The organism is Moorena sp. SIO4E2 (assembly GCF_010671945.1).
GTDB classification, from domain to species: domain Bacteria; phylum Cyanobacteriota; class Cyanobacteriia; order Cyanobacteriales; family Coleofasciculaceae; genus Moorena; species Moorena producens.
Map to the genome: position 1 here is coordinate 1 of NZ_JAAHIE010000632.1, position 3765 is coordinate 3765.

3 protein-coding genes are annotated in these 3765 nt (G+C 45.5%); 2 read left to right on the forward strand and 1 reads right to left on the reverse strand.

What is annotated here, in order from left to right:
* The first annotated feature begins 924 nt into the window (after positions 1-924).
* Both F6K37_RS34440 and F6K37_RS34445 read left to right on the forward strand, forming a co-directional pair.
* On the forward strand, positions 925-1860 hold the full coding sequence (locus tag F6K37_RS34440; RefSeq protein ID WP_287255297.1) for an iron-containing redox enzyme family protein: 936 nt from the start codon (positions 925-927) through the stop codon (positions 1858-1860).
* 5 nt (positions 1861-1865) lie between these two features.
* Positions 1866-2990 carry an AEC family transporter gene (locus F6K37_RS34445; protein WP_287255299.1) on the forward strand — a complete coding sequence of 375 codons (1125 nt, stop codon included), beginning with the start codon at positions 1866-1868 and terminating at the stop codon, positions 2988-2990.
* Positions 2991-3081: 91 nt separating this feature from the next.
* Here F6K37_RS34445 and F6K37_RS34450 read toward each other — a convergent pair whose 3' ends face one another.
* Positions 3082-3534: a helix-turn-helix domain-containing protein gene (locus F6K37_RS34450; protein ID WP_287255301.1), complete on the reverse strand. Its 453-nt coding sequence runs from the start codon at positions 3532-3534 to the stop codon at positions 3082-3084.
* Positions 3535-3765 lie beyond the last annotated feature (231 nt).

Here is a 3765-nt window from a genome sequence, read left to right on the forward strand (position 1 = left end):
ATTGACTAGGTAGGTAGCAAAAACGGGAACCAATAGAAGGACAAAGCAAACGGCGTTGCTGAATCAAGGAATGAATGCGCGGACATCTGGTTTTGGTCAAGCCCCCGTTGGTCCCCCAAGGGAGGGCGTGTTTTCAAATTTTTCCGCCAGATGATGATCCCCCCCAGCCCCCCTTATAAAAGGGGGGAGCCATACTCATTGTCCCCCTTTTTTAAGGATTTAGGGGGATTTCCGAGTTTTCCGCCAGATGATGATCCCCCCCAGCCCCCCGCGCGGAAGGGGGGAGCCATACTCATTGTCCCCCTTTTTTAAGGATTTAGGGGGATTTCCGAGTTTTCCGCCAGATGATGATCCCCCCCAGCCCCCCGCGCGGAAGGGGGGAGCCATACTCACAGTCCCCCTTTTTTAAGGATTTAGGCGTGTTTACCAAAGGTTAGCGCCAGATGATGATCCCCCCCAGCCCCCCGCGCGGAAGGGGGGAGCCATTCTCACAGTCCCCCTTTTTTAAGGATTTAGGCGTGTTTACCAAAGGTTAGCGCCAGATGATGATCCCCCCCAGCCCCCCGCGCGGAAGGGGGGAGCCATTCTCACAGTCCTTAATAAGGTGGGAGGCATCTCAAAGTCCCCCTTTTTTAAGGGGGATTTAGGGGGATCTCCAAGTTTGAAGACAGGCCGGGTGGGGGGCGAAACCATAGCCAGAATCACCAAGCCCTATTTATCAGTGCTTAATCGGTATAGTAAAACCGTTGATCTGACGAAACAGCCATGAAATCATAATTCGAGCTTGCTGTATAAGTGTGGAAGCCCAAAGTAAGCGCCAGAGTTTGACTTCAGACTTCTGACTTCTGTAACTTCTTCCTGTTGGGACTAAGCTTTCATTGTAGAAAACAGTAAAAACACTATTACTACTAGTGAAATTAGGCCATGCAAGACTTTCTAGAATATATGCGGACTCTACAGGTCTCGCAGGAGTTAGATAGAGCCACCCAAGCCGAATCAGCCAACACCGTTTCCATCGCTACCATCCAAACTCTGGGTTCTCCCCAGCAAATTCCCCATTATGCCCGAAATCATGCTCTACTCCAGCATCCCTGGTTGCTGAGCTTCCAAAATCCACCGTTAAGGCACACTCACCTAGAGGATTTACCCACTACTGATCAAAAATTAGGAGTCTTAGTTGCTGATCATCCCCGATTATCCTGTTTAATCAGGGAAACTGGCGTAAGTCGTAACCTAGAAACTTGGCTCAAGCAGCGTTATCTGATTAGTTGGTGTTTTCCCAATTGGCTCACTGCTGTTGCTTCTAAGTTACCTACACCCCAAACCCGAATCCCTTTATTAAAGAATCTCTATGAAGAACACGGATTATCGGGGAAACCTGGCCATAGCAAACCCCATCCTCAAATGTGGCAGCAGTTATTTGAAGAATTATCAGCGATCGCACCAGGTCAGTCCATACCTCTACCAAAGTCATCACAAGAATTATTACCAGGAACCCAACGCTACCTGCAAATCTACACAACTGCTTGCTTCCAATACCCCGCTGCCTTTGGATTGGGGATACTGGCTTTCACGGAATCTATCCTACCCTATGAAAACCAACTGATTTTAGCAGGTCTGAAAAAACTGGGTATTTCCACAAAAGGACAAGAATTCTTTGCCGTTCACTGCGACTGTGATCAAGACCATGCTGAGGAAATCTTAGATGTGATTGAGCAGACCGCTAATTCTCCCCAAACCCTTTGGCAAGTATGGCAGGGCGTGGCCATGGCAGTAAGAGCTCGTCAGGGATTTTACGATGATTTGGATCGAGAATTGGTACTGCTGCGTCAAGACACTGTTAAATCCAGTAAAGGTTGAGGACTTTGGCTATTGATAAAGTCATCCCCCTGGTGCTTTTCATTGCTATTGGTTATGCGCTGAAAGGGAAATTTCAAAAACCTGTAGCAGTTGGTGCCATTAAAACCTTAATTATCAATGCCTTACTGCCTGCTGCTCTATTCCTATCCACGATCAAAATTGATATAAGTCAAGGCTTACTCTCTCTACCGGCTTTCGGACTTGCTATCAATGTCTTCTTGTTAGGAATTGGATGGTTATTGACAGGTTTGGTGATTCCTAGCAAAGAAAAAGCTAAAGCCCGCTCGTTGATATTGATGTTTGCCTCTTTAGCTCCTGGCTTAACAGTTTATCCGTTTACTCAGGAATTTTTAGGTGAGCAAGGACTAGCTCTAGCCGGGTTGATGGATGTAGGGAATAAATGTTTTGTGCTAATCGGTCTTTATGGTTTAGCCATGTATCTACACCAACGCAGTGTTGATAATTTCCACATCAATTTCAGCAAATTTAAAAGGATTGGATTGACACTGATCCAAGAACCAGCAAATTTAGCGTTGTTACTGGGTTTGTCCATAGGAGCATTAAATCTAGGTAAAACACTTATCCCAGAAATAGTGTTGCAGGCCCTGCAACGGTTAGCGGCTTGCACTACTCCCATGATTCTGTTTTTTGTAGGGATTTCTCTGAAGCCGAAAACCTTACAATTACGGAAAATTTTACTAATTTTACTCGTCCGCTCAGCAGTAGGCTTCTGGTTTAGTGCAGCAGTACTGATTTTGTTTAAACCAGATACATTAGCAGAAACTTTACTAGCTGTAGTTTTACCCCAAAGCGGATGCAGTTTGTGGCCGTTGTTGTATGCTTCCCAGATTAATATGCTCGACCAAGAGCAACATCGGCGTACTCACCCAACATTTGATACGGAATTTGCTCTAGGATTACTGACCACTTCTATTCCGATATCGATTGCTGTGAATTTAATTATTTTTTCTAATAGCGAGTTTTTTATCTCTCCATCCCATCTCGGATTAGTCGGAAGTATACTTTTGATCCTGTTCAGTATAGCAAAGGGAATCAATCGGGAATCGGGAATCGGGAATCGGGAATCGGGAATCGGGAAGAGAGAATCGGGAAGAGAGAATCGCGAATAGCGATGGGTTGCATCAAGCACAGAATCAACGTCACAGAAGACTGTACCTCATAACTGCGAGAAAGGCTATGATTCAATTTTGGTTGTGAGCATTAGGCAGTGGCCGGAAAACTGCCACCAATGAAGTGAATATCACTGAAGGTTTCGATCCACAGACGAGCGCCACAACCCAGTGGCTTATCGGGCTGATAGACAATCCGACAAGGACCGAGGATTTCGACTTGATTGCCGTAGAGATTGTTGCCGCTTCGTTTTACTGAAATGACTGGCTGACGCTCTTCTGGGCTTTTGTGATTGTTGCTGCCAATCCGATTGCGATTGACATTGATTTTGGCCAGAGCTGGGGGACGAGTAGTACGCCATTTGCCCTTTGGTCCACGCTTTCTCTCTATGATTTGGGGCAGATTGTTGAACAGAGGAATAATCCAGAATTTCCCACTTTTATAAGCACCCCGGACGCGACCATCATTGAGAAGTTGACGCAAGCGTCGAGAAGAAATACCTAACAGAGAAGCGGCTTCAGTAGTACAAACGGACTTGTTCATCAGTGGACTTCCTTTACTATTCCGATACCAGTATTATAACTAAAAAAGTTAGCTGAGGTGGTGTTTGTCAATTATTGTTAATATTTTTTTACAAACACCTTTTGAGGTAAGCTATCAGCTATCAGCTATCAGCTATCAGCTATCAGCTATCAGCTATCAGCTATCAGCTATCAGCTATCAGCTATCAGCTATCAGCTATCAGCTATCAGCTATCAGCTATCAGCTATCAGC